The sequence below is a fragment of the Exiguobacterium sp. s145 genome, from assembly GCF_018618835.1.
In the GTDB taxonomy this organism is placed as follows: domain Bacteria; phylum Bacillota; class Bacilli; order Exiguobacteriales; family Exiguobacteriaceae; genus Exiguobacterium_A; species Exiguobacterium_A artemiae.
This window is the reverse complement of record NZ_JACSMV010000034.1, coordinates 1-6,377: the sequence shown is the minus strand read 5'-3', so window position 1 is coordinate 6,377 and position 6,377 is coordinate 1. Positions and strand designations below refer to the sequence as shown.

Sequence of the window (6,377 nt, the reverse complement as noted above, 5' to 3'; positions counted from 1 at the left end):
AAACGGCTTGGCTCCATTAGAATACAGAGCTCAAGCCGTTTAAAAGATTTTTATTATTTATCCTGTCTACTTGACGGGGAGCAGTTCAAAGAGCGTACAGGTTATCTTTTTTTAGAATACAAACGTAAAAATACGAATCAATACATCACGACGGGAATCCGTCTGCAGGCGAAACGCGGAAAGGATATCCATTTCACAGGGTTCGTCATTACGGATGGACGGCGGATTCGTGAAGATTTTCAACTCTATGAAACCGTCCGGAGTGCAAATGGTACGGATAAGAGACCACTCTCACGAATCGAATTGAAAAATCGAATCGGTGACGGCGGTATGGTCGTCACGACACAAAAAGAATACAAAGAACTCGTCAATCGGTATGTCTTCGGGTTTGATGACATCGTTGCTTATGACGATCTAATCAAGTTACTCATTGAATTAAGAAGTCCGAAACTCTCTAAAGATTTTAAGCCGACTGTTATTTATGACATTCTAGAAGCAGCTTTGCCTGCCTTGTCGGAAGACGATCTCGTTTCACTTTCGGATTCTCTTGAGCAAATGGATCAGACCGAACAACAGATGGAACAGTTGGAACGTGAAGTCACGGCCATCCAAAAAATCAAGACCGCTTATCAGGAATATGAAGAAAGGTTAATGTTCGATCAAGTGGAACAATGGGAAGAAATCATCAAAGAACGTAAAAAAGAAGAAAACGATTTGGAACACGAATTAAGTGAAATCAAGAATTTGTCTGAGTCTTTAATCACGCATACGAATGAACACGATCAGCTTACGCTTAAATATCAGGTTGCCCAAAACAGTCAGATGGAGTTGGCACGTCACGAAGTGTTTCATTGGCAACAGGATAAGTTAAGAAAAACGGAAACCCTTGACCGGCTGATCGAAAAACAGACGGGACGAGAGCGGGATAAAGAACGTGAAGAAGACAAACGACGACAATTGGTGAAAGATAAGAACGAGAAAGTCTTTTTACTCCAACAACTGATCGAAGCACAAACGGATCAAATCGATGAAATCGAGTATGAAGCGCAAGAAAGTGACTTCTCGTTACATGAAACTTACCGTAAAGCATATGCTCAAAAAGAAGAGGACTTTTCATTTGAAACATGGAAAGGGATGGCTCGGCAGCACGAGGAACGTTTAGGAACATTGTACGAAGCCTTACGAGAACTGGCCACCCTTCAGTCGCGTTACGCAGAACAGACGCGACAAGCCTCTGAAGTGGAAGAAGTCGTTGACCGATCGAGAAATGATGCGGCTAAATGGAAAGAGATGCAACATACAGAACGGCAACGGATCGTCGAACAGTTATACGACTGGTCCGATCAAGTTTCCTTTGTTTTGGCAGAGGAAACAAGCCGCCGGTTTATTCGTTCACTAGAAGATGTGCCGCAGACGGTGTCTTATGAAAAAGTGAGAGAGCCGTTTTTTGAACAAATCCAGCAAGAAAAACTGGAACTCAAAGCGGAGCAGTATAAGGCGTTACAAGTATATGAAGCGTTGTCTGTAGAAAAACAAATTCTCGAGGAAAAACGTGATCGGTTGGTCAACGAGGAGGAGGATCCAGAACCTGTTCGGGATGCACAACGCCAAGAAGCACGCCTTGCGTTAAGACGTTCGAAACAGCCACATGCTCCGTTATACGAAGTGACATCGTTTCGACATCACGTCTCACCGGATACAGCTCTGCGCATTGAACGGGTCTTGATGGCGAGTGGTTTATTGGACGCCTTGATTTTAGAAGTCGATGAACAGGTAGAACATGATTGTGTGTTACATCCACGTGCTGTTCTGACCGGTGAAACATTATTTGATTATTTAGAAGTAGACGCAGAACAGACGACGTTACCGCGAGGACGAATTGAGCATATCTTACAAAGTATTTCGATTCATACAGAGGGCGACATCATGCTTGATTTTGATGAAGTAAGATATCGTTTCGGTTCTCTTCAAGGTCATGCACCTGATCAAGAGCGTATCTGTTATATCGGAAAAGAAGCGAGACAACGGCATCGTGCGCAGCTCGTTACCGATTTGAACGCAGAGATTCGTGTCTATGAGGAACGGCTGACAGAACAAAACAGCCGTTTGACGGAGATACAGACAAAAATGACTCAAATCGATCACTGGTGGAAGGCATTTCCGAAAGAGGATGACTTACAGGAAGCAACACGTCAGCTTGAGGAGACAACACGTTTCCTGTTACGTCATGAAGATGTGTTGGAACGTCTTGAAACCGAACGGACCCTCTTAAATCAAACGCTTCGTCAAAACAAGGCAAAGCTTAAAGAAGAGACCAGTGAACTCTCGATTAAAATGACGGTGGATGCCTATCAACAGGCGCAACGACTCATGCGTACCTACATCGACGCTATTGAAACGTGCATGAGACGCCATGGGGAGATTTGTCAACTCGAAGAACGGATCGTCGAGCGGACGGAACGCATCGAAGATCAAGAACATGTCATTCAGATTGCGCACGAGGAATGGATCGATGTGACTCAGGAACGAGAAAGAGTCGAATATGAAATCGAAGCACTTGAAGAACAGTTGAAACTGCTTGGAGCTGAAGAAATCGAACAAAAAATCAAAGAACTTGTCGAAGTAATTCGTCAATCCGAAGAGCGGATGAAAGTCATCTCAAAAGAGATCGGGACGTTTACAGAACGTGAAAAAAATCTTGTCCTACAAAGTGAATCGCGTCAAAAACAACTCGATTTCTTACGGAAGTTAGAGCAACTGTGGGAAGGAAACATGAGAGCTGCCTGGAGAAATGTTCAATTGGATGACAAAGAAAACCTTGAAACTTGGAAAGAACATCTGAAAACATTCGCACTAAAAGAACGTTCTCGTTTAGAAGAACGTTTGACTAAATTATTTAACGAGACTCAATCAGATTTGATTGAATATCGGATGCGTCAATCTAGCCCCCGCCGTGACTTGCCGGAATGGGAGGAAGACGTGATGGAAGTCGGAAATCGAAGTCTTTTGCATGAGTGGCAACGTGCCTTCAGCCGGATTCTTTTTCAGTTCGAGCTTCATGGTAATCAAGTGTTGCCTCACGAACTCTTTGATGAGATTCATTCAGAATATACGCTTCAACAAGACCGTCTAAGCGCATTGGATCGTCAATTGTATGAAGACATCCTATTAGACTCCGTCGGGAAGATGCTGCGTGCGAAAATTCATAATGCCAAACAATGGACAAAAAATATGAAAGACTTGATGGAAAATCAAGATACATCATCCGGATTGAAATTTTCAATCAAGTGGGTTCCAAAGACGGCGGATTCTGAACAGGAAATGGACACAAAGGCGTTAGTCGATTTGTTAGAGCAAGATGCAAGATTGCTGAAGGATGATGATTTCGATCGGATTACCGCACATTTTCGTTCGCGGATTCAGTTTGCAAAACAGATGATGTTAGAGTCTGGAGAAGGACAGACTCTACTCCAAGTGCTTCAAAACGTGTTGGATTACCGAAAATGGTTTTCCTTTGAATTATGGTATGTACGACCAAATGAGCCGAAACGTGAATTAAAAAATGATGCCTTCTTTAAGTTCAGTGGGGGAGAGAAGGCGATGGCGATGTATGTGCCATTGTTCACTGCCTGTTATTCGAGGTATCAGAAGGCGAAACAAGATGCACCTTACATCATCTCGTTGGATGAGGCATTTGCTGGAGTTGACGAAAATAATATCAGCGAAATGTTTGAAGTAGTGGAAGCGTTAGGCTTTAATTACATCATGAATTCCCAAGTGTTATGGGGCGATTATACGACGGTTTCGTCACTGGCGATAACCGAGTTACTTCGACCTAAAAATGCAAATTTCGTCACAGTCATGCGTTATGAATGGGACGGGAAATCTAGGATAGAGCAATGAGTAACCGTGCTGAAGAAGCGGTAAATTACTTTACTCAGTATCCTGTTTATGAAAAACTGTTTCAACTGTTTCGAAAAAAGTACGAATCATTAGGAAAAGTAAGCGGAACGGTCAAAATTGAACAATTCACAAAGGAAGAGCTGAATCATCTCAGCGGTTTTTTAAAACGGTCGGTTCATCACCTACAAGAGAACCCAACGGTTTCGTTACGACTTTTCGAACGTCGCCTTCAGGAAACACGTTTTCAAGTTGCCGATTTACATGAACTATTGGAACTGTACTTTCAAGAGCCGATTTTGTGGAAGCAACAACTCCGAATAGATGAACAAGAACTGAGACGACAGAAATTCGAGCAACGAAAGATCAGGTATCCTCAATTATCAGACTGGTTATCATTGCTTGAAGCAAAAAATGAGAAACATCGCTGGATACTGAAACAGCTAGATGAAAATGAGACGATTTTAAAGACACTTCATCTTGCGATTACCGAAAAACCATCTGATTTGGAGCGGATTTCGGTCTATGCGCAACGCATAGCGGGTGATCCCCATGCCTTCGACGGATCAACTGTTTTAGGAAGATGTCTCATTCATTATCTGTATCATTTGTCTAATCAACAAGAAGGTTATCCGACTTCGAGTGAAGCCATCAATGCATTGTTACTCACGTTCGGTGTCTTACGCGATGATATTTCAAATTTCATCTCAATTGCGAATATCCAAGCGACGTATAACGGGGGTATCCATCCGGTGTTCGCAGCAGCCAGTCAGCAACAAAGTGTTTTAAACGTCCCATTGCGAGAGATATTGCGGTTGGACGGTTGTCATTTGAGTCAAGGAAAAGATGTATTTGTCGTTGAAAATTCGGGTGTGTTCTCTGCCATCCTGGATGATGTTCCGACAATGAACTTGATTTGTACACATGGTCAAATTCGAATTGCCGGCTGGAAAATGCTTGATTTGCTGGCATTAGCCGGTTGCAGGATTCATTACAGTGGTGATTTTGATCCGGAAGGACTTCAAATGGCCCAACGGATTTTAGAACGTTACCCGAAGCAGGCTGTTTTATGGAGAATGTCTCCTACGGATTATACATCGTCCTTACCATCTGTCCGATTAAATCAAGAGCGTCTAAGTAAGTTAAACAGTATCCGGCATGTCCAATTAATCGATTTAGCAAAACAAATCAGAGACAAGAAGTTGGCCGGTTATCAGGAAGGATTGCTCACACATTTGATAAAAGACAGCAAGCGATATAGTGAATAAAAAGAATTAGTACAATTGAAAACACTTGTTGCAGACAAACCTTTAAGGGATATCTACAACAAGTGTTTTTGTGTCCTGTTTTTTAAACGAAATTGTGTAAAGCAAGACGCTTACACAACTCAATCGTTTCCGCATACTCTGACAGTGGGATCGACTCATCGATTTGATGCGCCAGCCGGAAATCGTGGAACGAAGCGACCGCAATCGGAAAGCTTCGGGCCGCCTGACTGAACATCGCATCGTCTGTTTCGCAGGACGGAATGTCTTTAACTAAATTTAGCGAGAATTCTCCTACCTCTAAGCGTCTCAGGGCGAAGCCCAGCATAGGTGGGAGATGAATCGCCCTGTTTTTCAAGAATGAGATTGTTTGATAAAATCAGTGTAACGAATCAAAAGGAAAGGTGTGATTGCGTTGCTGAAGGCGTACAAGTTTCGACTCTATCCGACGAAACCCCAACAAGAATATTTCGTGAAGACGTTCGGTTGTGTCCGTTTCGTCTACAATAAGATGCTCGAAGAGCGGATTCGATTGTATGAAGATTCGAAACTGAACCCTGACGCGAAACAGAAGCTCCCGACACCAGCAAAGTATAAGCCGGAATTCCCTTTCCTCAGAGAAGTCGACAGCCTTTCCCTTGCGAACGCTCAGATGGATTTGAACAAAGCGTATAACAACTTTTTTCGAGATCCGTCTGTCGGGTTTCCGAAGTTCAAATCGAAGCACAACGCCCGTGCCTCTTACACGACCAACAATCTGAAGGGGAGCATACGAATCGAAGATCGTAAGGTGAAACTTCCTAAAATCGGTTTCGTAAAGTTGAAGCAACATCGTCCGTTCGATGGTGTGATCAAGTCCGCTACGGTCTCGATGACGAAGACCTCAAAATTCTTCATCTCCATTCTTGTCGATCAATCCGAAGAGCAATGGGTTCCCGCTAAGAATAAAGTAGGAATTGACCTTGGTCTGGAACACTTCGCCATCATGACAAACGACGAGTGGACTTCTGAGAAAGTTGAAAATCCTTGTTTCCTTCGAAAGTCCGAAGAGAAGATCAAGAGGGCACAACGTGCCTTGTCCCGCAAAAAAATGGGGAGTAAGAATCGAGACAAGGCGAGGGTCATCCTCGCCAAGAAGCATGAGAAGATTGTAAATCAACGTCAAGATTTTCTTCATAAGCTGTCGAAACGGATCGTTGACGAGAACCAAGT

At 43.3% G+C, this 6,377-nt stretch carries 4 protein-coding genes; 3 read left to right on the top strand and 1 reads right to left on the bottom strand.

Annotated elements, in window-relative coordinates:
- Together KNQ07_RS15740 and KNQ07_RS15735 are read left to right on the top strand one after the other, a co-directional pair.
- Positions 1 to 3,903 (top strand): TIGR02680 family protein (locus tag KNQ07_RS15740; RefSeq protein WP_214767924.1); only part of this gene is annotated, 3,903 nt, incomplete at its 5' end.
- Positions 3,900 to 5,168 (top strand): TIGR02679 family protein, encoded by a 1,269-nt coding sequence (locus KNQ07_RS15735; RefSeq protein WP_214767921.1) that lies wholly within the window; start codon positions 3,900 to 3,902, stop codon positions 5,166 to 5,168. The genes KNQ07_RS15740 and KNQ07_RS15735, both read left to right, overlap by 4 nt.
- Positions 5,169 to 5,250: 82 nt before the next feature.
- On the opposite strand, the gene KNQ07_RS16190 is transcribed toward KNQ07_RS15735, so the two are convergent.
- Positions 5,251 to 5,403 (bottom strand): hypothetical protein, encoded by a 153-nt coding sequence (locus KNQ07_RS16190; RefSeq protein WP_251139587.1) that lies wholly within the window; start codon positions 5,401 to 5,403, stop codon positions 5,251 to 5,253.
- 177 nt (positions 5,404 to 5,580) lie between these two features.
- On the opposite strand from KNQ07_RS16190, the gene KNQ07_RS15725 reads away from it, so the two are divergent.
- Positions 5,581 to 6,377, top strand: a 797-nt coding sequence (locus tag KNQ07_RS15725) for an RNA-guided endonuclease TnpB family protein (RefSeq protein ID WP_214767915.1), incomplete at its 3' end; no start/stop codon positions are given.

Bases quoted from the DNA above. Each gene is read 5' to 3' on its own strand.
- KNQ07_RS15735 (WP_214767921.1), top strand. From the start codon at position 3,900: ATGAGTAACCGTGCTGAAGAAGCGGTAAATTACTTTACTCAGTATCCT.
- KNQ07_RS16190 (WP_251139587.1), bottom strand. From the start codon at position 5,403: ATGTTCAGTCAGGCGGCCCGAAGCTTTCCGATTGCGGTCGCTTCGTTC.